18 protein-coding genes are annotated in these 21,190 nt (G+C 66.3%); 9 read left to right on the top strand and 9 right to left on the bottom strand.

The genetic code is table 11. The features are described 5' to 3' along the window. The first annotated feature begins 95 nt into the window (after positions 1-95). Complete coding sequence (locus tag ACFQZZ_RS16285; RefSeq protein WP_378680674.1) at positions 96-1,073, top strand: ADP-ribosylglycohydrolase family protein; 978 nt, start codon at positions 96-98, stop codon at positions 1,071-1,073. A 104-nt stretch (positions 1,074-1,177) separates the two neighbouring features. Here the strand turns inward: ACFQZZ_RS16285 and ACFQZZ_RS16290 are convergent, their stop codons facing one another. Beyond that, complete coding sequence (locus ACFQZZ_RS16290; protein WP_378680676.1) at positions 1,178-1,564, bottom strand: VOC family protein; 387 nt, start codon at positions 1,562-1,564, stop codon at positions 1,178-1,180. Then, positions 1,561-1,854, bottom strand: a complete 294-nt coding sequence (locus tag ACFQZZ_RS16295) for an ArsR/SmtB family transcription factor (RefSeq protein ID WP_378680678.1) — start codon at positions 1,852-1,854, stop codon at positions 1,561-1,563. Before ACFQZZ_RS16295 ends, ACFQZZ_RS16290 begins: the two co-directional genes overlap by 4 nt. 630 nt (positions 1,855-2,484) lie before the next feature. Here ACFQZZ_RS16295 and ACFQZZ_RS16300 point away from each other — a divergent pair. Beyond that, positions 2,485-7,938, top strand: coding sequence for a carboxyl transferase domain-containing protein (locus ACFQZZ_RS16300; RefSeq protein ID WP_378680681.1), 5,454 nt, complete (start codon positions 2,485-2,487; stop codon positions 7,936-7,938). A 118-nt stretch (positions 7,939-8,056) separates the two neighbouring features. Here ACFQZZ_RS16300 and ACFQZZ_RS16305 read toward each other — a convergent pair whose 3' ends face one another. After that, positions 8,057-9,739 carry a bifunctional 3'-5' exonuclease/DNA polymerase gene (locus tag ACFQZZ_RS16305; RefSeq protein ID WP_378680684.1) on the bottom strand — a complete coding sequence of 561 codons (1,683 nt, stop codon included), beginning with the start codon at positions 9,737-9,739 and terminating at the stop codon, positions 8,057-8,059. Positions 9,740-10,017: 278 nt separating this feature from the next. On the opposite strand from ACFQZZ_RS16305, the gene ACFQZZ_RS16310 reads away from it, so the two are divergent. Further along, positions 10,018-11,088, top strand: coding sequence for an alpha/beta hydrolase (locus ACFQZZ_RS16310; protein ID WP_378680687.1), 1,071 nt, complete (start codon positions 10,018-10,020; stop codon positions 11,086-11,088). A 293-nt stretch (positions 11,089-11,381) separates the two neighbouring features. Here the strand turns inward: ACFQZZ_RS16310 and ACFQZZ_RS16315 are convergent, their stop codons facing one another. Next, a complete protein-coding gene (locus ACFQZZ_RS16315; RefSeq protein ID WP_378680690.1) occupies positions 11,382-12,044 on the bottom strand; it encodes a hypothetical protein in 663 nt (220 codons plus the stop codon). A 107-nt stretch (positions 12,045-12,151) separates the two neighbouring features. Between ACFQZZ_RS16315 and ACFQZZ_RS16320 the strand changes: the two genes are divergently transcribed. After that, a complete protein-coding gene (locus tag ACFQZZ_RS16320) occupies positions 12,152-13,090 on the top strand; it encodes a formylglycine-generating enzyme family protein (RefSeq protein WP_378680693.1) in 939 nt (312 codons plus the stop codon). 142 nt (positions 13,091-13,232) lie between these two features. Here the strand turns inward: ACFQZZ_RS16320 and ACFQZZ_RS16325 are convergent, their stop codons facing one another. Both ACFQZZ_RS16325 and ACFQZZ_RS16330 read right to left on the bottom strand, forming a co-directional pair. Beyond that, entirely contained in the window at positions 13,233-13,814 is a 582-nt protein-coding gene (locus ACFQZZ_RS16325; RefSeq protein WP_378680695.1) for an HdeD family acid-resistance protein, read from the bottom strand. Positions 13,815-13,896: 82 nt separating this feature from the next. Then, complete coding sequence (locus tag ACFQZZ_RS16330) at positions 13,897-14,313, bottom strand: VOC family protein (protein WP_378680697.1); 417 nt, start codon at positions 14,311-14,313, stop codon at positions 13,897-13,899. 222 nt (positions 14,314-14,535) lie between these two features. Here ACFQZZ_RS16330 and ACFQZZ_RS16335 point away from each other — a divergent pair, with 222 nt between their 5' ends. Then, complete coding sequence (locus ACFQZZ_RS16335; RefSeq protein ID WP_378680700.1) at positions 14,536-15,522, top strand: glycosyltransferase family 9 protein; 987 nt, start codon at positions 14,536-14,538, stop codon at positions 15,520-15,522. Positions 15,523-15,547: 25 nt separating this feature from the next. Here ACFQZZ_RS16335 and ACFQZZ_RS16340 read toward each other — a convergent pair whose 3' ends face one another. Further along, positions 15,548-15,871 carry an ArsR/SmtB family transcription factor gene (locus ACFQZZ_RS16340; RefSeq protein WP_378680703.1) on the bottom strand — a complete coding sequence of 108 codons (324 nt, stop codon included), beginning with the start codon at positions 15,869-15,871 and terminating at the stop codon, positions 15,548-15,550. A 183-nt stretch (positions 15,872-16,054) separates the two neighbouring features. Between ACFQZZ_RS16340 and ACFQZZ_RS16345 the strand changes: the two genes are divergently transcribed. Both ACFQZZ_RS16345 and ACFQZZ_RS16350 read left to right on the top strand, forming a co-directional pair. Further along, positions 16,055-16,777 (top strand): M23 family metallopeptidase, encoded by a 723-nt coding sequence (locus tag ACFQZZ_RS16345; protein WP_378680706.1) that lies wholly within the window; start codon positions 16,055-16,057, stop codon positions 16,775-16,777. A gap of 142 nt (positions 16,778-16,919) precedes the next feature. Next, positions 16,920-18,026 carry a hypothetical protein gene (locus ACFQZZ_RS16350; protein WP_378680709.1) on the top strand — a complete coding sequence of 369 codons (1,107 nt, stop codon included), beginning with the start codon at positions 16,920-16,922 and terminating at the stop codon, positions 18,024-18,026. A gap of 45 nt (positions 18,027-18,071) precedes the next feature. On the opposite strand, the gene ACFQZZ_RS16355 is transcribed toward ACFQZZ_RS16350, so the two are convergent. Then, complete coding sequence (locus tag ACFQZZ_RS16355) at positions 18,072-18,392, bottom strand: hypothetical protein (protein ID WP_378680712.1); 321 nt, start codon at positions 18,390-18,392, stop codon at positions 18,072-18,074. A 237-nt stretch (positions 18,393-18,629) separates the two neighbouring features. On the opposite strand from ACFQZZ_RS16355, the gene ACFQZZ_RS16360 reads away from it, so the two are divergent. Further along, positions 18,630-18,965 carry an RNA polymerase-binding protein RbpA gene (locus tag ACFQZZ_RS16360; protein ID WP_328400575.1) on the top strand — a complete coding sequence of 112 codons (336 nt, stop codon included), beginning with the start codon at positions 18,630-18,632 and terminating at the stop codon, positions 18,963-18,965. Between the two features lie 300 nt (positions 18,966-19,265). On the opposite strand, the gene ACFQZZ_RS16365 is transcribed toward ACFQZZ_RS16360, so the two are convergent. After that, complete coding sequence (locus ACFQZZ_RS16365) at positions 19,266-20,039, bottom strand: SDR family NAD(P)-dependent oxidoreductase (RefSeq protein WP_378680715.1); 774 nt, start codon at positions 20,037-20,039, stop codon at positions 19,266-19,268. A gap of 178 nt (positions 20,040-20,217) precedes the next feature. Here ACFQZZ_RS16365 and ACFQZZ_RS16370 point away from each other — a divergent pair, with 178 nt between their 5' ends. Continuing rightward, positions 20,218-21,093, top strand: a complete 876-nt coding sequence (locus tag ACFQZZ_RS16370; protein ID WP_378680718.1) for an RNA polymerase sigma-70 factor — start codon at positions 20,218-20,220, stop codon at positions 21,091-21,093. The last annotated feature ends 97 nt before the right edge of the window (positions 21,094-21,190 follow it).

Here is a 21,190-nt window from a genome sequence, read left to right on the forward strand (position 1 = left end):
CTGGCAGCCAACAGCTACGGCTCACCCGAACGACCGGAACGCCGCATGAGACCGCAATCGTCGGCCGCCTTTCGGCATGGCTATCATCGGACGCGATGCATGTTGACTTGATGCTCGACTCACTGGATGGGCTGTCCGTGGGGGACACGTTGGGCGCGGAATTCCCCGTCATGGGGCGGTCGATTCCGGATCTTCGCGCAGGCAATCTCCCGGCCGGACGGTGGGGGTGGACCGACGACACCGAAATGGCCTGCACCGTGGTTGCCGAACTCTGCAGGCACGGTGGGATCGACCAGGATCGGATTGCCGCCGCCTTCGCTGAACGGTTCGACCCACGCCGCGACTACGGCTTCGTAGCGGTCGACACATTGCGTCGAATCCGGGACGGCGTGCACTGGCGAGAGGCGGCCGGAGCCGCGTTCGATCACCAGGGTTCCTGTGGCAACGGTGCGGCCATGCGAGTCGCCCCGCTGGGTGCTTTTTACGCCGGCGATCCGGAAAGAGTTGCCGCCGAAGCGGTCCGGTCGGCGCAGGTGACGCATCTGCATCCCGAAGGGGTCAGCGGCGCGGTCGCGGTGGCGCTCGCGGCCGGTCAGGCCGCTCATGCCCGCCTGATCGGGACTCGGCCCACACCAAGGGAATTCATTTCCACCGTGCTCGACCACCTCGACGACGGTGACACGAGCCGACTGATTCGCCACGCCCGCACCCTGCTCGGAGCCTCCGCAGAGGAGGCCGCAGACGAACTCGGCAACGGATCTCTGGTAACCGCGCAGAACACGGTGCCATTCACGATGTGGGTCGCGGCAACGCATCTGGACGACTACCCGGCCGCGATCACCACATGTATTGCGGCAGACGGAGATATCGACACCACCAGCGCCATCGTCGGCGGGATCGTCGCCGCCTACACCGGCGCCGGCAGTCGCCCTGGTCCGATCGTCGGGGTGCCGCAGACGTGGCTTGCCGCGCGAGAACCGTTGCCCGGCTGGTTCAACCCGGTCCGCCGAACACGGCGGCGCAAGAATTCTGGATCCGGCCGCGTTCGAAGGTGGTTGTCCGGCGCGTCGTAAAGGCTGCTCGTCGCCCTCGTCGCCGCCTACGTCATCGCCCCGCGCACGCTGGCGGCGAGCAGCGGAGCGGGCCTGTCCGCTCCCCCGGCCTCCACGTAGTCGCCCTACGCCGAATGCACGATCTGGATCAGGTTGCCGCAGGTGTCGTCCAGCACCGCAATGGTGACATGGCCCATCTCCGTCGGCTCCTGGGTAAATCGCACACCGAGCGCGAGCAGCCGATTGAACTCCGCATGCACGTCGTCCACAGCGAAGGCGGTCACCGGGATGCCATCCTTGACAAGCGCGTCCCTGTACGGCTTCACCGCGGGGTGGCCGGCGGGCTCCAGCAGCAGTTCGGTCCCATCGGGATCCTCCGGCGAGACCACGGTCAGCCACCGGTCTTCGCCCACCGGGACCTCGGTCTTCTTCACGAAACCCAGCACGTCCGTATAGAAGCGCAGGGCCTTGTCCTGGTCATCGACGAAGACGCTGGACAGGTGGATCTTCATGGTTCGCTCTCCGATTCGTCGAGCCTGATCCACCGCTCGGCGATGCGCTTCAGTGGTGCGGTGTTCAGGTCATGGAACTTGTAGCGGCCCTCGCGTCGGCTCTCGACCAGCCCGGCGGCCTCCAGCACGGCAAGGTGCTGGGAGACCGCTTGGCGCGACATGGCGAGTTGGTGCTTCATGCTCAGTCGCGAGCAGATCTCGAACAGAGTCTGTCCTGACCGCTCGGTGAGTTCGTCGAGGATCTTCCGGCGGGTCGGGTCGGCCAAGGCTTTGAATACTTCGTCGGCCACACCACACTATAGGCAAGTGTTCACTTGCCTGTCAACGCGCAAACCCGCTTGCCACTCGTGGGCTGCGACCGCCAACGAACTCCGGATCGCCCAATCCAAAGGGGTCGCGCCGATCGTCGACGCGCCCAACGCGATCGGTTTGCCCAACAGTCACCCCGTTGCGCAACACCAACGCCGGACCGACGACGAATACACCGGCCGGAACGGCCTAGGAAACCCCCTCCCTAGGCGCGACACCCCAGACGACAGGTAGGGCGGACCGCCCTCAGGTGGGTCCGCGCATGCGCCATGCCAGCCGGTCCACCACCCATGTTTGCACCCAGCCCGGCATCGGTGCGGCACCCGCAGTCACCCGCGCGGGATCGGAGGCCGGACCTGTTCTCCGACTGGGGCAACTGACCGATACCGCCCTGGTCCGCTGTCCGGACGACAGCCGGTAGGGAGTCCGGTCCGAAAACTTGCCTCTGACAAGGTTGATGAACGCCTTGCAGGAATTCTTCCACGATACGTGCGGGTAACACCGGCGCGCTGTGCATGTAAATGGAATAAGGGTGCACACTACGCGGGACCGAGAGACGCAACCCTCGCCCGCCAACCGGGCCGGCGCTCTGGAGAGGAAGGAGACGGCGAGTGTTCAGCCGCATCGCCATCGTCAACCGGGGAGAGGCCGCTATGCGCCTCATCCACGCCGTCCGAGACTTGGCCGCGGAGACCGCGCGACCGATCGAAACCGTCGCTCTGTACACCGATGTCGACCGGAACGCGACCTTCGTGCGCGAGGCTGACATTGCTTACGACCTCGGTCCGGCGTCCGCACGCCCTTACCTGGATCTGAAGGCGCTCGAGCGTGCGCTGGTGTCGACCGGAGCCGACGCCGCCTGGGTCGGCTGGGGTTTCGTCGCTGAGGACCCGGCGTTCGCGGAGCTGTGCGAGCAGATCGGCGTCACCTTCATCGGCCCCAGCCCGGAGGCCATGCGCAAGCTCGGCGACAAGATCGGCGCGAAGCTGATCGCCGAGGAGGTCGGCGTGCCGGTCGCGCCATGGAGCCGCGGCGCGGTCGAGACCGTGGAAGCCGCCCTGACAGCCGCGGCCGAGGTCGGATACCCGCTGATGCTGAAGGCGACCGCCGGCGGCGGCGGGCGCGGTATCCGGGTGATCACGAACGAGGACGAGCTCGTCGACGCCTACGAGCGCACCCGCCAGGAGGCCGCGCGGGCGTTCGGCAGCGGCGTGGTGTTCCTGGAGCGGCTGGTCACCGGAGCCCGGCACGTCGAGGTCCAGGTAATCGCGGACGGCCAGGGCACCGCGTGGGCGCTCGGCGTTCGCGACTGCTCGGTGCAGCGGCGCAACCAGAAGGTCATCGAGGAGTCCGCGTCACCGGTACTGGACCCCGAGCAGGTAGCCGAGCTCAAGGCATCGGCCGAGCGGCTGGCGATAGCCGTCGATTATCGCGGTGCGGCGACCGTCGAGTTCCTCTACCACCCCGGTGACCAGCTGTTCGCATTCCTCGAGGTCAACACCCGCCTGCAGGTCGAACACCCGATCACTGAGTACACCACCGGTTTCGACCTTGTTCGGGCGCAGCTGTTGGTGGCATCCGGGGGCAGGCTCGAGGGCGACCCGCCGGCCGAACGCGGGCACGCCATCGAGGCCCGGCTCAACGCCGAAGACCCCGACCGCGACTTCGCGCCCGCCCCTGGCCGCATCGAGCGGCTGGACCTGCCGGCCGGGCCCGGCATCCGCGTCGACACCGGCGTCAGCGAGGGCGACACCATTCCCGCCGACTTCGACTCGATGATCGCCAAGATCATCGCCTACGGCCGTAACCGTGAGGAAGCGCTCGGCCGACTGCGCCGGGCAATGGCACAGACCAGGGTGATCATCGAGGGCGGAGCGACGAACAAGAGCTTCGTGCTCGACCTGCTGAACCAGCCCGAAGTGATCGACGGCAGCGCGGACACCGGCTGGATCGACCGCGTCCGCGGTGAGGGTCGGCTCATCTCGCACCGACACTCCGCCATCGCGCTGGCTGCCGCCGCCATCGCCGCCTACCAGGAGGAGGAACGCGTCGAACAGCACCGGCTGTTGTCCACGGCCTCCGGCGGACGTCCTCAGGTGCAACACGCAAGTGGCCGACCGCTCGACCTCAAACTGCGCGGCGTCGGCTACCGCGTACGCGTCGCACGCATCGGTGCGCATCGGTTCCGCATCGGTATCGAGGTGGGTGGCGACATCCGCACCGCCGACGTCGATCTCGAGCGCTTCGATCACCACACCGGGCAGATTCTGGTCAACGGCACCCGGTATCGCCTGATCACCGGCACACATGGGCCGATCTATCTCGTCGATGTCGACGGTGTGACACATCGGATCAGCCGCGACGAGGGCGGCGTCGTCCGCTCCCCCGCTCCCGCGCTGGTTGTCGCCACGCCGCTCGAGATCGGCGCCGAGGTCGAGGCGGGCGCGCCGGTGCTGGTGTTGGAGAGCATGAAGATGGAAACGGTGCTGCGCGCGCCGTTCAAGGCACGGCTCAAGGAATGCACCGTGTCCGTCGGCACCCAGGTGGAGACCGGTGCACCATTGCTGTGGCTCGAGCCGCTCGCCGATGAGGACGAGGCCGAGGACGCCACACCGGTCGGTTCCGTCGATCTGGACCTGCCCGTCGGGTCCGCGCAGGTCCAACCGCATGAGCGAACGACCCGTGGCCAGGAGGACCTGCGCAGCCTGCTGCTCGGCTTCGACGTCGACCCGCACGACGACCGCCGAGTGCTCGACGACTACCTCACCGCGCGCCGAGCGGCCCTTCAGGACAGCCGCCGACCGCTCGCCGAGGAACTCGAACTCGTGGAGGTGTTCGCCGACCTCGCAGAGCTGAGCCACAACCGCTCGTCCGATGACGAGGGCAGCCACAGCCACGTCCACAGCGCCCGCGAGTACTTTCACACCTACCTGCAAAGCCTCGACGTCGAGCGGGCCGGGCTGCCGGAGTCGTTCCAAGCCAAGCTCGCCAACGCCCTCGGGCACTACGGCGTCACCGATCTGGAGCGTTCCCCCGAACTCGAAGCAGCGGTCTTCCGGATCTTCCTCGCCCAGCAACGCCCATCCGACACGGTCACCGTCATCACGACGCTGCTGCGCGAGTGGCTGCAGGAGCCGATGCCTGATGGGGCGCTGCGCGAGCCTGTCGGTCTGGCGCTGGAGCGGCTGGTGGCCGCGACGCAGGTGCGCTTCCCCGTGATCGCCGACCTCGCGCGCGGCGTGGTGTACGCCTGGTATGGCCAGCCGTTGCTGCGGCGCAATCGGGCCCGCGCATACACCAACATCCGCAGGCATCTGCGCCACCTGGACGCGCACCCTGACGCGGCGGATCGCGCCGAGCACATTGCCGACATGGTGCGCAGCACCGAACCGCTGGTGCGGCTGCTCGGCCAGCGGCTGGTGCGCGGCAAGCTGGACAACACGGTCATGCTGGAGGTGCTGACCCGCCGGTACTACGGCAACAAAGGCCTCGCCAGCGTTCGCACCCAGGACGTGGGCGGCTGCACATTCGTGATCGCCGAGCGCCGCGGCCTGAGCCTGGTGTCCGCGGCGGTGAGCTTCGACGCGCTCGACACCGCGCTGCGCGGACTCGCCGAACTGGCGACCGGCGCCGCGTCCATCGACGCCGACATCTACCTCAGCTGGGAGAAGCAGCCGGAGGACTTCGACGCGATGGCAGCGGCGTTGCACGATGCCCTCAGCGCGCATCCGATGCCGAACCAGGTGCACCGGATCACCGCCACCGTCGCGGGCAGTGGCGGTGCGGTGATGCACCACCACTTCACCTTCCGCCCATCTGCCACCGGTATGGCCGAGGAGCGACTGATCCGCGGCCTGCACCCCTACATCGCGCAACGGATGCAGATGCAGCGGCTGCGCAAGTTCGACCTCACCCGGCTGCCGTCCTCCGACGACGAGGAGGTCTACCTGTTCCGATGCGTCGCCAAGGAGAACCCGGCGGACGATCGCCTCATCGCGTTCGCGCAGGTGCGTGACCTGGCCGCATTGCGCGAGCACGACGGGCGGCTGCTCGCGCTGCCGACCGCCGAGGCAACCATCGCCACCTGCCTCGACTCGATCCGCAGGGCACAGTCGCTGCGACCGTCGGCCAAACGCTTCAACACCAACCGCATCGTGATGTACATCTGGCCGCCGATCGACGTCACCCCTGCCGAACTGGAGACGGTCGTCCAGCATGTGCGGCCGACGACCGCGGGCGCCGGACTCGAGGAGATCCTGCTCATCGCGCGTCAGCGTGATCCGAAGACCGGCGAGCTGATCAAGGTCGCCGTGCACATCGGCTTCGACGCCACCGAAGTGACCGTCGGCGAACGGTCCGACGAGCCGGTCGAGCCGCTCGACGCGTACCGGCAGAAGGTGCTGCGAGCCAGCAGCCGCAACAACGTGTACCCGTACGAGCTGACCGGTCTGCTCGGTGAGTTCGCCGAGTACGACCTCGACGCCGGCCACGCGCTGGTGCCGGTCGACCGACCCAAGGGACGCAACACCGCGGCGATCGTCGCAGGCGTGGTCACCACACCGACCCCGCGGCACCCACAGGGCATCACCAGGGTGATCCTGCTCGGCGATCCGACGAAGTCGCTCGGCGCACTGTCGGAAGCAGAGTGCCGCCGCGTGATCGCCGCGTTGGATCTGGCCGAACGGATGCAGGTACCGCTGGAGTGGTACGCGCTGTCCTCCGGCGCCAGGATCTCCATGGAGTCGGGCACCGAGAACATGGACTGGGTGGCGGCAGCGCTCAAGCGGATAGTCGAGTTCACCCAAGACGGCGGCGAGATCAACATCGTGGTCGCAGGCATCAACGTCGGTGCACAGCCGTACTGGAACGCCGAAGCGACGATGCTCATGCACACCAAGGGCATCCTGGTGATGACGCCGGACTCCGCGATGGTGCTCACCGGCAAGCAGTCACTCGACTTCTCCGGTGGTGTGTCGGCCGAGGACAACTTCGGTATCGGCGGCTACGACCGGGTCATGGGTCCGAACGGGCAAGCGCAGTACTGGGCGCCGACCCTGACCGCAGCGCGCGACGTGTTGATGTCGCACTACGACCACACCTACGTCGCACCCGGCGAGCAGGCGCCGCGGCGATCGCAGACCAGCGACCCCGTCGATCGGGACGTCTCCGACTTCCCGCACACACTGGCGGACAGCGATTTCACCACCGTCGGCGAGATCTTCTCCGCCACCGCCAACCCGGACCGCAAGAAGCCCTTCGACATCCGGACCGTGATGCGGGCACTCTCCGACCAGGACCACCCGGTGCTGGAACGCTGGGCAGGCATGGCCGACTCCGAAACGGCAGTGGTGCAGGACGCGCATCTCGGCGGCATCCCGGTATGCCTACTCGGCATCGAGTCACGGAACGTGCCGCGGCGCGGATTCCCGTCCACCGACGGCCCGGACACCTACACGGCAGGGACCCTGTTCCCGCAGTCGTCGAAGAAGGCCGCGCGGGCAATCAACGCGGCCAGTGGCAACAGGCCATTGGTCGTGCTCGCAAACCTGTCGGGCTTCGACGGCTCGCCCGAATCGATGCGTAAGTTGCAGCTGGAGTACGGCGCCGAGATCGGCCGCGCGATCGTGAACTTCCAAGGCCCCATTGTGTTCTGCGTGATTTCCCGCTACCACGGCGGCGCGTTCGTTGTGTTCTCGAAAGCGCTGAACCCGAATATGACCGTGCTCGCGCTGCAAGGCTCGTTCGCCTCGGTGCTCGGCGGCGCTCCTGCCGCCGCAGTGGTGTTCTCCGGTGAAGTCAACACGCGCACCGCGGCCGATCCCCGGGTGCGGGACATGCAGGCGCTCGCCGCGAACGCATCCGGCACCGATCGTGCGGCCCTGACCGCGGAACTCGACGAGATTCGGTCATCGGTCCGTGCGGAGAAGCTCGGTGATGTCGCCGCGGAATTCGACCGCGTGCACAATATTCAGCGTGCTGTCGAGGTCGGTTCGGTCGACGCCATCATCGGCGCCGCCGAACTGCGCCCACGCGTCATCGAGGCCATCGAGGCGCGCCTGCGATGAAGGGTTGGGCCTGGTGCCTACGGACATCAGGCCCGACCAGTGGGACGTCAAGGGGTTTCCGCTGCGCCCCGGAGCTGTGCCCAGAGTTCCGGGGAGCCGCTGAGGGTGCGACGCATCCTCACTTGGCGTCCCAGTAGCACTCCACCACCGCTGTCGTGAACGGGAACCGCACCGGTGTCGGCCCGAAGGCGATCCGGCCTGCGGTCTCTGCCGCGGTTGCGATCGCTTCGGCAACCGCCGTGGCCTCCTCCGCCGGGCAGTGCACGATTACCTCGTCGTGCTGGAAGAAGACCAGTTCGGCGCAGAGCCCCGCGCGAGTCATCGCATGACGCACGCCCGCCAGTACCAGCAGTGCCCAGTCGGCGGCGCTGCCCTGCACCACGAAGTTACGTGTGAAACGGCCACGAGCGCGCGCCGCGGAGGTGCTGCCGTACCCGCTGAACTGCTCCACTTCCTCCTGGGATAGGTCCGTCTGGTCGGGCGACGCGACCGACAGCGGCGGGCACGTGCGACCCAGCCAAGTGCGCACGAGACGGCCTTCCTCACCCGCGCGCGCCGCGTCATCGACATACGCCACTGCGGCCGGATAACGCCGGCGGAGTCCAGCCAAGTGGGTGAGCGCATCGCCGGAAGTCTGGCCGTAAATCGCACCCAGTAGGGCGATTTTGGCCTGGGCGCGGTCACCGCCGAAGGCACGGACCGCCAGATCCGCATACAGATCTTCGCCGCGACCGGCCACCTCCATCAGACCTGGGTCACGGGAGACTGCGGCAAGTACTCGCGGCTCCATTTGGTCGGCGTCGGCGACCACCAGACACCATCCCGGGTCTGCGCGTATCGCTTGACGGATCACCTTGGGGATCTGCAGGGCACCGCCACCGTTGGTAGTCCAGCGGCCCGAAACCGTGCCGCCGGGCAGGTACTCGGGACGAAAGCGTCCGCCGTGTACCCACTGCTCGAGCCAGGACCAGCCGTGGGCGGTGTACAAGCGGTAGAGCGATTTGTAGGCAAGCAGTGGCGCTACCGCGGGGTGATCGATCTGCTGGAGCTCCCATTTTCGGGTGGAGGACAGCGAGATCCCGGCACGTGCGAAGGCTCTGATGATGTCGTTGGGCAGGTCTGGTCGGACCCGCACGCCTCCCCCGAAGGCCCCCGACACTTCGTCGGCCAACTCCGCCATTCGGCGCGGTTCCAGCCCGCCAGGAAAACGCTCCCCCAGCAGCGTATCCAGCAACTCGCGGTGGACGTCCGCGCGCCAAGGGATCCCGGATCGGGACATCTCCGTGGCAACCAGCATGCCCGCCGATTCGGCGGCAAGCAGCAGCCGCATTCGCTCCGGATGTTCGGCCCTTGCCGTACGGGCCAGCTGTCCCGCGTAGACCTCCAGTAAGGCGTTGAACTCGTCCGTGCCGGGTGGCAGCGGTACCGGGCCAGAATCGAACAGCGACGGCTGTGTCTCGGGGGCCCGTGCGGGCGCGTCCGGCGGGACAGGCAGGTTGTGCAGTCGCGCCCAGGCGGCCGCCAGCGAGCGGGCCTGGCCCGACTGGCCCTCCTCATGGCCGATCAGCAGGGCCTCCGCCGCCTGCACGTCATAGCAGCGCTCGACCCGCACGCCGGCCGCCAGCAACGGTCGGTAGATCTCCGCCGTGGATCGCCAGACCCACCGCTCGACCTCAGGGCGTGAGCGCACCGCCTCGGCGAGCGAGAGCTCGCGTACCACTGGTCCCGCGGGCCGACCGTCCTGATCGAGTGGACACAGACGCGCACCTCCGTCGCCCGTTTCCGCCACCGCCCATCTCACGTCCCCGAGTCTCGCACCGGCGACATCCTCTTTCGACATCCACCTCGGTGGTGACCTCGAACCGACTGCACCGGACGCGGCCGGACCGAGTCGGAACAGTCGGCGAACGGGGAGATTCGCAGGTGAACTTGGAGGAAGGTACAAAGATACCCAGGCGGACCGCGTCAAGCTTCGGATTTCTTGTTCCTATCTGCGCCGTTGGCGAAACGGTGTACTTAGCGCCGATGCCCGATTTCGAAGGCAAGTCGCCCTTGGGCGGCGCCGACCGGAGAACTACGATGACCACTGCTATTGCGCGGTCCGAACCGCATGCCGAAGCGTCGTCACCGATCGTCGAACGATCCAACCGGGCAAGTATCGGAACCCGAATCGCCCAACCACTGCTGCGTGGCACGGTCGGACTCGGGTTGGCAACACTGGCGCGGATCGGCGGCTACAGCCAGCTCGAGCAGATGCTATGGCTCGGCCGTCTCATCGATCTGCCAGCCGCTGTGCTCGTCCCCCCGAACGGCACCAAACGTCGGACCGTTCAGCTGGAAAAGTTCCGCGCCGAATGGTTATGGCACAACGACCTGGCCGACCCACACCAACGGCAAGACTCGGCGCTGCTGTACTTCCACGGCGGCGGGTACATCAGCGGCGGCCTGAATACCCATCGGCGCCTCGTCGCCAAGATCGGACGGGCCAGCCGGATGCCCGCATTCCACGTCGATTATCGACAGTTACCCAACGCGCACTTCACCGAGACTCTCGACGACGCGGTCGAGTCGTATGAGTACCTGCTAGGACAGGGCTTCCAACCCGAGCACATCATCGTGTCCGGCGACTCAGCCGGCGGCGGGCTCGCCTTCCGGCTCGCGCTGGCCACCCGGGAGCGTGGGTTGCCGATGCCAGGCGGCATCTCCGCGATCGCACCATGGGCCGACTTCGACTCGGCGACCCGCAACGCCCACCCCAACCGGCACCGCGATTCCTACATACCCACCCAAGTTCTGGAAACAATCGCGCGGCAAGGCTTTGCCATCGATGGCGAACTCGACCCGACATGGTCGTCGGTCAACCACGACTTCACCGACCTACCACCGGTCCTGATCCAGGTCGGCTCCACCGAATGCCTGCTACCAGACGCCGAGATGCTGACCCGACGCTGCGCCGAAGCGAACGTCCCCGTACAACTGCAGATCTGGGACCGCGCATCGCACGTCCACCACATCGGCTCGGATCTGCTCTCCGACGCCCGAGCCGCGATCCGCGACCTGGGGCAGTTCCATCGCCAGGTGATCACCGAACAGATTCCACCGGCCAAAGGTCGGATATCAGTGTGCGACCGACGCAATACCAGTTTCTAAGACCATGGCGGTGAACAGAAGTCCGCAGCTGACCGCGCCGTACGACCGAAGTAACGCCATGGCATGTCATGTCACAGTCCAATTTCCCGGTTGGCCGCCGATGCACTACCGGGCCGACTCCACAGCAGCGCACGCTTTTGCGGAGGCAGCGTGTGCGATGGGGCTCGCCACAATTTTCATCGATCACGATATGCGCGAAGCTCTGCAGCCCATGCCTTATCAGCGGCTCTTGCGATGAACAGCATGACTGATGCCGCCTGCCGCAGCATCTGTTGAGCTCGGTCCGCGTGTTCTCAGCTCGGACGTGTTGATTCGTCTCGATCGTTGGCGAGGATGAACACACTGATCACCAACACCCACGCCGGAAACAGCAGCGTCACCCAGAAACTGAAGCTGACGACCACCAGCAAGATCAGAGCGACCAGATAGGTGATCACGGCCAGCCATCGTGGCATCAAGCCGGTCCGCAGCCAGATGGTACCCAGCGAAATCATGAACACCGCGGCCATACGTAGCGCGTAGATGTCATTGATCTGCAGCATTACCTCACGACCGAAGTAGACAATCTCCGACTGGGGAACGTCGTACTGGCGCGAGAAAGCGAGGACACCGCCCCCAACCGCCATCGATACGAAAAACATGGCCAGGAACAGCAGGCCGCTCCCTAGGAATACCGTCGAGAAGAATCGGTCCTCGAGATCTCCGATCCAGTCGCGCACGACGGCGACAAACCACAGGAACGCGATACCTGCGAAGGGCGCCAGTACCAAAGCCACCGAGATTTTCGATCCACTGCGTCCCACCCACTCCGTCCCCGCGAAGGAGTCAGCGGGGAGCGCCGTCCGCACCAGCACGAAGCTGGACGCAAATAGCGCGGCGAACAGAATGCCCGCTACCGCCGCGGCACGCGGCGTCTTCAGCTCCCGAAATCGCGTCTGACCATGCACATCGGGCATAGCTCAATTTACTCCGACGTCATGTTCCCCCACTACCCTGCGAGCCGAGCAACCGACTGACCGCGTCGATCCCCCCGCACTGGAGCCCACCGTGAAACGCTGTTTTCATGACACGTACGGCTCCAAAGAACATGGAGTGGATCCCTGGCGGGACTTTCTGGATGGGATCCCAAAACTTCTATCCGGAAGAACGCCCCGTTCATCAGGTCACCGTGGATGGCTTCTGGATGGATACCCATCCGGTGACAGTGGCCGAGTTCCGGCGGTTCGTAAAGGACACCGGACACGTCACCACCGCCGAAACACCGCCAGACCCAGCGCAACATCCGGAAGCAGACCCGTCGTTGCTGGTGCCCGGTTCCTTGGTGTTCACCCCCACGCCAGGGCCTGTGCCGCTCGATGACTACCGACGCTGGTGGTCGTTTACGCCGGGCGCGGATTGGCGCCACCCACAGGGACCCGGCAGCAATCTCGATGGACGGCAACGCCATCCGGTCACCCATGTGTCCTGGTTCGACGCCTCGGCCTACCTACAGTGGGCCGGCAAGGAACTACCGACCGAAGCGGAGTGGGAATTCGCCGCCCGGGGTGGCTTGGACCGGCAACCGTTCGTGTGGGGCGCAACGCACGAGCCTGGCGGCAGGCGCGCCGCCAATGTCTGGCAGGGTCGGTTTCCCTGGGAGAGCCTGAACGAGGGCGGCGGCGCGGGTACGTCGCCGATAGGCCAGTTCCCACCGAACGGCTACCGACTCAGCGACATGGCGGGCAATGTGTGGGAATGGACGGTGGACTACTACACCGCCGACCATTCCGAGGCGGGGAAGAACGTGGCACCGGCGGATTCCTGCTGCATTCCCGCCAATCCACGCACAGCCGTCGCGCCAACGCCCGAGCCCGGCGAGCCTTACGCACGCCGTGTGATCAAAGGCGGCTCGTACTTGTGTGCGCCGAACTACTGCCTGCGATATCGACCCGCGGCGCGTCAGGGCGAGACCGAGGAGACCTCCACATGCCACATCGGCTTCCGATGCATCATCAGACCGTGATGACCGGAAGCCTTTCCGCACAGGTGCGGTCGCGGAAGAAGGCGGCTTCGATTTCCTGTGCAGGACAACGCATCTCGTCGCGCCGCCTGGCCAAATAAACCCGGCCCGCGTCAGAGCGCGGGCCGGAGTTGTTTTCGCGAGGTCAGAGACCTTCGTGCAGCAACTTGGCATCCTTGCGGACACTGAACGAAGTGATGATCTCCATGATGCCGAGGACAACCAGCCAGATGCCGGCAACCCACGCCAGGGTCGCCACCGATTCCACCGGCCACACGATCAGCACGACACCCGCGATAGCGGTGATCACACCGAAGAAGCCGGTCCAGCCACGCCCGGGCAACTCGGGCGCGGAGAAGGCTGCCACCGCCGAAGCCACCCCTCGAAACAGCCACGCGATACCGATCCAGATGCCGAGCAACAGAATCGAGGCAAGCTCGTCACGGAAACAAAAAACGCCGATCACGATGGATAGGACGCCGGTGATGAAGCTGAGCACCCGCATACCGGTGCTCGCCGGCGCGCCGAAGGCGGCCAGCAACTGCAGCACACCGGTAACCACCAGATAGATGCCGAAGATGATGCCCGCCACCAACAACGTCTTGCCCGGCCACACCAGAATAAGGACACCGAGGATCACCGAGAGGATGCCGGTGACGAGAACCGATTGCCACGCACTGCGAGCAAGCATTTGCAGCGGTCCCTCTACCACGCTGTTTGTCGTCATATCGCGATGCTATGCCTTGCGAGAACGGTTTTCTGGCCATTTGCCGCAAACGCGCCGGGCAGCCTGGGCCACCACGATCCGGCTACTGAGCGGCGGCGGTAGTGATGTTCACCATCCAGGCAACGCCGAACCTGTCCATGCACATGCCGAACTCGTCGCCCCACATCTGCTTCTCCAACGGCACGGTGATGCTGCCCCCCGCGACCAGCTTGTCCCAGTAACCATGTAGTTCCGCGCTGTCGTCGCCGCTGAGACTGATCGAAATGCTGCTGCCCGGTTTGTATTCCATGCCGGGCGGGGTGTCGGAGGCCATCAGCGTGAACCCGCTCGGCGTCTCCAGCATGCCGTGCATGACCAGCTCCGCACCCGGTGCGTCCTTGTCGCCGAAATGGCCGAACGTGTCGATGGACAGCGTGCCGCCGAACACCTCTCGATAGAACTCGAGGGCCGTCTGTGCCGTGTCTCCGAAACTGATGTAGGGGTTGAGTCGGGAGACCATGGGAACGCTCCTTGCGAGTAGTTGCCGCCGCCATCTGGACGGTAGTCCCCCGACCGGGGCTGGGGGCCGGATACCGAGTCTGTGGCATAGATAACGTCGGAGCCGTCGACGTTTATCGCCGAACAGGTCGGGTAGTCATCCCTCAGTGACTCTCGTCGTGCGCATCCATGGGTGGACACGTTCGGGTCGGGTTCGTGAGTCTCGGGTGGCTAGGAGAAGAGGGTGGCGGTTGTACTCGTGCTGCAGGCACGCGGCCTCGGTGATCTACTCACCGCGGTCCCGGCGCTACGTGCGCTGCGCAGAGCGAGGCCCAACGACCACATCGTCTTGGCGGCACCGCAGCGCTTGAAACCGATCGTCGACCTGATCGCCTCGGTCGACGCGATGCTGCCGACCGGTGAGCTCGGCGCATTGCGCTGGGATGGTCCGCAGCCCGGACTTGCTGTCAATCTGCACGGCCCGAGCGCCGAAAGCATCGTCACCCTGACCAAGACCGATCCCGGTCGCATCCTCACCTACCGCAACGCCGCCTTTCCCGACCTCGAGGGCCCGGAGTGGCAGCCGGACATGCACGACGTCGAGCGCTGGTGTCATCTGCTGGAATCGGACGGCATCACCGCCGATCGACGCAATCTCGGACTGGTGCCGCCGGTCTCGACGACCAGCCATCGGGACTGCGTTGTCGTGCACGTCGGTGCGGGCGCTCCGGCCCGCCGGTGGCCGCCGGACCGATTCGCCGCCGTCGTACGTCATCTACTGGTGCTCGGCCGGGAAGTCGTACTCACCGGCGACGAGACCGAACGCGATATCGCGCTGAACGTCGCCGCGCGCGCGAGCCTGCCGACCAGGCGGGTGCTGGCGGGCGAACAGAACCTGATCGAACTCGCCGCCACCGTCGCCGAGGCCGCACTCGTCATCTCCGGCGATACCGGCGTCGCACATCTGGCCACGGCTTTCGGCACAAGGACCGTGCTGCTGTTCGGTCCGACTCCACCGCGTTGGGGCGGACCACCCCCGCACCTGCTGGGCAGGCACGCGGTGCTCTGGGCGGGTCAGATCGGCGACCCCGATGCCGACACCCCGGACCCAGGCCTGCTGCGGATCGGCGTCACCGAGGTGATCAACGCCGTCGACAAACAGCTCACCAAGCGCACCTGGCCGGGAACCGGCACCGACCGCCGCCGGACCGCCTACCGCCGCGTCGGCTGAGCGCCCGATAGGCCCGTGGCGAGACTCAGACACCTTCCTCGGCCCGTGCGGTGCTGAGCGCGGCCGCGTATGCGGCCAGGGCGCTCGGCCAGAACTGTTCCAAGTAGTCGCGCGCGTCGCCGAGCCCGCGCGGATCGAGCGAATACAGTCGCCGATTCCCGTCTCGGCGCATCATCACCAGCCGCGACTCGCGCAGCACCCGCAGGTGTTGGGAGACCGCGGAGCTGCTCACTCCGACGATGGTTGCCAGCTGACCGACGGATAACGGCGCCGTGGGCAGTGACTCGAAGATGGCGCGGCGAGTCGGATCGGCGAGCGCTTCGAGCGCACGAACTCCATTAGTGGCCACTTAAATAGTGTGATCAACTAGCATCCGATCGGTCAATCCGGCCAGATATTGCATCTGGCCAGGTCAGCTCGATTACCGCGTCATTCCGTTATCTACTTGTGACATATCAACTGGGCTTTTGCGATGCTGTGATGGTAACCACAGGCTTGCAGAACCTGCATGACGCTCCCGTACGTTCGAGCCATGCCCGTGACCGTTCCGTTATTTTTCCGCCGTAGCGGCGCCACCCGCTCCCGACGCTTCCGCGCCGTCACCCGCGCGGTCGCCATCACCGCTGTTGTCAGCGCCTCATTCGGCGCGCTGGCCGCCACCGATCAGGATCAGGCCGATACGACCACCGTAGGCCACCTTGTGGCAGGCAAGTCCCCCGTCGCGATGACCGACGCCCAGACCCGCAACGCCGTCCAGTTCACCGCGTTCACACCTCCCGCGGCACAGCTGCCGCAGACTGTCCCCGAGGACGTGCTCTGGGAGCTGAACCGGATGGCCACGGAGGCCACCCGGCCGCGCACGGTCCGCCCCATCGGGGGTGTCCTGACCTCCAACTACGGCATGCGCTGGGGCTCGCTGCACGCGGGCCTCGACTTCGCCGATCCGATCGGAACCCCGATCGCGTCCGTCACCGACGGCACCGTCATCGAGACCGGTCCCGCCTCCGGCTTCGGCCTGTGGGTGCGCGTCCAGCAGGACGACGGCACCATCGGCGTCTACGGTCACGTGAACGACATCCTGTCCACCGTCGGCCAGCAGGTCCGCGCGGGCGACGTGATCGCCACCGTCGGCAACCGCGGCTTCTCCACCGGCCCGCACCTGCACTATGAGGTGCACCAGCCCGGCGTCGGCCCGATCGACCCGATGCCATGGCTGGCCGCCCGCGGCATCGACGTCGGGCACGCGGCGGACTGAGCTACCCCGGTAGTCCGGAGGCGTTCGCGAGTCGATGAGAGCTCGCGGACGCCTCCGGTCATCCCCCTAATACCCCGGTATCAGCCGCGAATGGCGCCGTAGCGGGACGTGTTCGGGCGGTGCCGATTCCTACCGTCGGTTCATGCCGACGATCGACATCGACTCCGCAGCCCGGGATTCCGCGCCCCGGCACCGCCTCACTCCGACCCTTCCCGCAGGCCGACTGCACCGCCCGTTGCTGTGGATGGTGGCCGCGATGGCCGCCCTGGTGGTGGTCTCGGTGGGTGGCATGGTCGTCGACGACCGGATGATGCTCGGCGAGTCGGTATGGCTCAAGCCGCTCAAGTTCGGATTCGCCTTTCTGCTCTACGGCTTCACACTGGCCTGGCTGTTGTCGTTGCCGCACAGGGGAAGTCGGGCTACCTGGTGGCTCGGTACCGTGTTCGCGGTCACCGGTTTCGCCGATGTCGGGTTCATCGCGGTGCAGGCCGCGCGCGGCACCTTCAGCCACTTCAACAACCACAGCACCGACACTGTCAACTCGATCGGCCAGCAGGTGTTCATGTCTGGCGTTCCCGGCCTATTCTTCGCGAATCTCATTATCGCGCTGATCCTTTCGTGGCAGCGCATCGTCGACCGGCCGACAGCGCGCGCCATTCACGCCGGCCTTGCGCTTGCCGTCGCCGGGATGGCGCTGGCCTATCAGATGGGATACACCGGCAAGCAGCGGGTCCGCGATGCCAACGGCAACATTGTGGAACTCATCGCCGGGCACACCGTGGTCGAGGACGCCGCACGGTCCGCGGACGTGGCGCGCGACGGTGTGGGCGGCATGCCGATCACACACTGGAGCACGATCGGTGGCGACCTGCGTGTCCCACACTTCGTCGGGCTGCACGGTATTCAGGTTTTACTGCTCGCGGCCTTCGCATTGGTCTGGCTTGCACCGCGCTTTCCGTGGCTGCGCGCCGAACGCACGCGGGCAGCGGTTATGGGCGTCTTGGCGCTCGGCTACGCGGGCATGCTGTCGATCGTGACCTGGCAGGCGATGCGGGCACAGTCGCTGATCCATCCGGACAGCGCCACGCTGGCCGCGGCGGGCGGGCTCGCGGCAACAGTGGGGCTGCTGCTGACGATGATCTACTTGCGCCATCGATCAACCGATTCGGACACCGGAGTCGACCACCCAACTCAGCCCCTCGCCGCCAAAGCTCGACTGCACACACGAGGCACTCAGCCACTCGGATGACCTCCGACACCGTGATCGAGGACGGCGAGAAACACCGGCCCGGGGTCAGCGTAAGCGTTCGGCGTCGCGGGTCAGCTCGAGCAATGTGGCGCCCAGGCTCTTCAGCTCCTCGGTGTTCGCGCCTTCACCGATCGCGGTGGCGACATCCTCCGCGGCACATCTCGCGGCGAACCACCGGTCGGCAAGATCCGCCGCCTCCTGTGCGCTGAGCACAACGGAATCGTCGGGAATTCCGGTTCCCTTCAAGCTGTTGCGGTGTTCGTAGGCGCGTTGGCGACACGATTGGCGGCAGTACCGGCGACGACGTCCGGCCTCCGATTCGACGATCTCCCGCCCACACCACAAGCAGGACAGCATGCGACGCATGACGCAGAACACTAATGGTCCCGCGGGCCGGGTGGATCTCGCGGTCCCCAGGAGTGGCGGCACCACAGCCGTGGCAAGGCCGACGTGCCGCACCGACTACAATGGAACGGTTCACCGTCGCCGTGTCGGGAACTATTAGCGCAGGCCCGTTCGTTGCACAAAAGGTCCAGCGAGCGTGAGCTCGTCCGGACACGGTCGCAGCGCAACAAGACTCGAGCACCTAGGGAGAGGCACACCATGGCAGATCGCGTACTCCGGGGCAGTCGGCTCGGAGCGGTGAGCTACGAGACCGATCGCGACCACGACCTGGCTCCGCGGCGGATCGCTCGGTACAAGACGGATAACGGCGAGGAATTCGACGTACCGTTCGCCGACGACGCCGAGATCCCCCCGACCTGGCTGTGCCGCAACGGCCAGGAGGGCACCCTCATGGAGGGCACCACCCAGGAGACCAAGAAGGTCAAGCCGCCGCGCACCCACTGGGACATGCTGCTGGAGCGTCGCAGCAAGGACGAACTCGAGGAGCTGCTCAAGGAGCGCCTCGATCTCCTGAAGACCCGTCGGCGCGCCTAGGTCGCAGACACCGCAAGTCGACGAAGGCCGCTTACATCGAATCCTTTTGATGTAAGCGGCCTTTCGTATGCCCGTAGTACCGGCTCGAACAGTGGCTCGGCATCGCCTCCCGCTACGGCAAGACCGCCGGGCGGACAGAACAACGCCCCGGGGCTCCGGCGCGAGCTGCCCGGGGCGTGTGCTGGTGCCAGCTGTAGCCGGTCGCCCCGACCGGCTACTCCGCGCTATCCGAACTGGTCTGAGAACCCTGGATTCCAGAGGCTGTCGACACCGTCGGCCTGCCGCCGTCGGCGGCCATCATCACCAGGGCACCGAGCCGTCCTCGCTGAAGAACCCACCGGTCGGCCCGTCAGTGCCGAGTGTGGCCAGGCGCACCAAGACCGCAGCACCCTGCGCGACCGTAAGGAACCCGGTGTGATTGTTGCTGTCGGTGTCGACGTAGCCGGGGGCGGCGGCGTTGACGAGGATGCCGTCCTTCCGCAGCTCATTGGCGTACTGCACGGTCAGCGCGGTCAGCGCGGTCTTGGACGGAAAGTACGCTGCCGACGGCAGCAGTGTTGCGAAGGGTCCGTCCGGGTCACTGGTGAGGGTCAGCGACGCACCGTGACTGCTGACGTTGACGATGCGCGGTGCCGGTGACCGCCGCAGCAGCGGCAGCATGGCGTTTGTCACCGCGATCACCCCGAAGACGTTGGTCTCGAACACCGCCCGGACCATGTTCAGATCGACGGTGCTGGGGACCTGATCGTGGGCGTCTTCGGGCGAGACCTGTCCGGAACCGGTGATGCCGGCGTTGTTGATCAACACGTCGAGCTGTCCGAAGCGCTCCTCGACCTGATTCGCGGCCTCCTGGACGGTGGTCGGGTGGGTGACATCCAGGGTGACCGCGTGCGCGTCGCCGCCTGCCGCGCGCAGCGCCGCAGCGGCGTCCTCGCCGCGCAGCGGGTCTCTTGCGCCGATCAGGACTGTCATACCCAGCGCAGCGAGTTGCCCGGCAGCCGCACGGCCGATCCCCTTGTTCGCCCCGGTAACCAGCGCGATCTTCTGGTTTGGGGTGTGCTCTCGAGCGTTCATGGCTTCGTCCTCACTTGTGGGTGTTGTGTGCTGAACGAACACAAGATGCCGGCGACCATGGCCCCGTGACGGAACGGCTGTGTGACATACGCCACCCGCTTCGGGTGTCACAAAACGGTCAGGACCGGCATCTTGTGTGTGTGTGCCAGAGTCGAGAGCGAACGGACAGAAACCACCCATGAGCAAGCCCGAGGACTCCGCCACCGAGGCGTTCGTCGCCCACCGCAACCTGCTTTTCACCGTCGCCTACGAAATGCTTGGCTCGGCCGCCGACGCCGAGGACGTCCTGCAGGAAACCTGGATGAAATGGGTGGGCGTCGACCTGGACACTGTGCACGAACAGCGCGCCTACCTGGTCCGCATCACCACCCGCCAGGCCCTGATCCGACTACGGACCCTCGGCAGGCGCAAGGAGTCCTATATCGGCCCCTGGCTACCCGAGCCACTGCTGACCGCGCCCGACGTCGCCGAGGACATCGAGCTCGCCGACAGCGTCTCGATGGCGATGCTGCTGGTACTCGAAACGCTCGCACCGACCGAGCGGGCGGTGTTCGTGCTGCGCGAGGTATTCGATCTCGGATACGACGAGATCGCCGACGCCGTCGACAAAACCCCCGCCGCGGTCCGCCAAATCGCCCACCGCGCAAGGACACACGTCGCCGCCCGCCGACCACGCGGGATCGTTTCCCCGGCCCAGACCCGAGACACACTCGACGCGTTCCAACACGCGATCGAAACAGGCAACCTCCAAAGCCTGCTCGACGTCCTCGCACCCGACGTCGTCCTCCTGACCGACGGCGGCGGAATCAAGCAGGCTGCGCTCTCACCCATCGTGGGTGCCGACATGGTGGCTCTCGTATTGGGCAGGATCACCGCGGCATCGCTGCATCCCGCACAGATCAATGGCTACCCGGCGCGGGTTCTCCGCATCGACGACGAGATCGACACCGTCGTAGCGGTGCGCATCGACAACGGCTTGATCACCGGGCTCTACGCCGTACGCAATCCCGAGAAGCTGTCACGAATGCAGCGCGAGACCGCACTGTGCCGCTGAGTCCGAAGGACTCCGCAGGGCCGCTCGAGCGACCGAATGCCGCGCCGCACAATGCAACCGGCCTGCCGACGGGCTCGGCAGGCCGGTTGCACGGCAT

It is taken from the genome of Nocardia sp. GCM10030253, from assembly GCF_042675075.1.
Taxonomy (GTDB): Bacteria; Actinomycetota; Actinomycetes; order Mycobacteriales; family Mycobacteriaceae; genus Nocardia.

What these genes read in the sequence shown, in the direction of transcription:
- ACFQZZ_RS16370 (WP_378680718.1), top strand. Translation starts at nt 20,218, where the DNA reads ATGAGCAAGCCCGAGGACTCCGCCACCGAGGCGTTCGTCGCCCACCGC.
- ACFQZZ_RS16320 (WP_378680693.1), top strand. Translation starts at nt 12,152, where the DNA reads ATGACACGTACGGCTCCAAAGAACATGGAGTGGATCCCTGGCGGGACT.
- ACFQZZ_RS16285 (WP_378680674.1), top strand. Translation starts at nt 96, where the DNA reads ATGCATGTTGACTTGATGCTCGACTCACTGGATGGGCTGTCCGTGGGG.
- ACFQZZ_RS16315 (WP_378680690.1), bottom strand. Translation starts at nt 12,044, where the DNA reads ATGCCCGATGTGCATGGTCAGACGCGATTTCGGGAGCTGAAGACGCCG.
- ACFQZZ_RS16330 (WP_378680697.1), bottom strand. Translation starts at nt 14,313, where the DNA reads ATGGTCTCCCGACTCAACCCCTACATCAGTTTCGGAGACACGGCACAG.
- ACFQZZ_RS16355 (WP_378680712.1), bottom strand. Translation starts at nt 18,392, where the DNA reads ATGCGTCGCATGCTGTCCTGCTTGTGGTGTGGGCGGGAGATCGTCGAA.
- ACFQZZ_RS16345 (WP_378680706.1), top strand. Translation starts at nt 16,055, where the DNA reads ATGCCCGTGACCGTTCCGTTATTTTTCCGCCGTAGCGGCGCCACCCGC.
- ACFQZZ_RS16360 (WP_328400575.1), top strand. Translation starts at nt 18,630, where the DNA reads ATGGCAGATCGCGTACTCCGGGGCAGTCGGCTCGGAGCGGTGAGCTAC.
- ACFQZZ_RS16325 (WP_378680695.1), bottom strand. Translation starts at nt 13,814, where the DNA reads ATGACGACAAACAGCGTGGTAGAGGGACCGCTGCAAATGCTTGCTCGC.
- ACFQZZ_RS16350 (WP_378680709.1), top strand. Translation starts at nt 16,920, where the DNA reads ATGCCGACGATCGACATCGACTCCGCAGCCCGGGATTCCGCGCCCCGG.
- ACFQZZ_RS16310 (WP_378680687.1), top strand. Translation starts at nt 10,018, where the DNA reads ATGACCACTGCTATTGCGCGGTCCGAACCGCATGCCGAAGCGTCGTCA.
- ACFQZZ_RS16290 (WP_378680676.1), bottom strand. Translation starts at nt 1,564, where the DNA reads ATGAAGATCCACCTGTCCAGCGTCTTCGTCGATGACCAGGACAAGGCC.
- ACFQZZ_RS16365 (WP_378680715.1), bottom strand. Translation starts at nt 20,039, where the DNA reads ATGAACGCTCGAGAGCACACCCCAAACCAGAAGATCGCGCTGGTTACC.